Origin of the sequence: Elstera litoralis (genome assembly GCF_000963705.1) — a bacterium.
In the GTDB taxonomy this organism is placed as follows: Bacteria; Pseudomonadota; Alphaproteobacteria; order Elsterales; family Elsteraceae; genus Elstera; species Elstera litoralis.
In genome coordinates, this window is sequence record NZ_LAJY01000787.1 from 1 (window position 1) to 825 (window position 825).

The following is an 825-nucleotide window of genomic DNA, read 5'->3' on the forward strand; positions in this document are numbered from 1 at the left end:
AGCCGCGCGAGGCTTTGGGCGAAATCCTACGTTTCATTCGCTTTTTGGCCGATGACGAGAGTATCGTCGTCGATCGTGCCGTGGCGAAATCAGAGACCGAAACCGGCTTCCGCAATCAGGCGCTCGCCAATTATATGCGCGCTTTTGGCAACCTGCATCATCCGGTCGATCTCACCCTCGGGGTCTATTTCCACCAATGTGCCCTTGCGCTCAGTTGCGCCCAACTCGCCAAGGCCGGGCTGTTTCTCGCCAATGATGGGCGGTTGCCGAAGAATGGGTCAGTCGTCTCGCGGGAGCGCGCGCGCCGGATCAATGCCCTCATGCTCACCTGCGGCCATTACGATGCCTCGGGCGATTTCGCCTATCGGGTCGGGTTGCCGGGCAAGAGCGGCGTCGGCGGCGGTATTCTCGCCATCGTGCCGGGGCAGGCGGCGATTGCCGTGTGGTCGCCGGGGCTCAATAGCAATGGCAACTCTCTGCTCGGTACCTTGGCCTTAGAGAAGCTCGCCCAGCGCGCGGGTTGGTCGGTGTTCGGCGCGTGAAATCGCGGGTTTGAGGGTTCCTTATGATGTTTTCCGAAAAAGCGCTTGCGGGGTTTTGTTGTTAGGCCTATAAAGCGCTTCCCAGCGACGCGGTGCCGGTGACTAAGTCACTGAAAACGCTGACGAAACTGGGGTTGGAGCTGAGAAGTTCCGGGGTTCTTTTGACATTGTAGGTTAATGGGGAAGGGTTTTGGAGTCGGCGGCCTGTTTGGTTGCTGGTTCTGAACCTTCTAGAGATAGAGAGTTTAGGATTAGTAAGGTTGCTGTCGGTGGGGACATCGAT

The 825-nt window shown here is 58.2% G+C and carries 1 protein-coding gene; it reads left to right on the forward strand.

Annotated features, from left to right (window positions below):
* A partial coding sequence (locus VZ95_RS19780; RefSeq protein WP_045777393.1) for a glutaminase occupies positions 1–542 on the forward strand: 542 nt, incomplete at its 5' end.
* Positions 543–825: the final 283 nt, after the last annotated feature.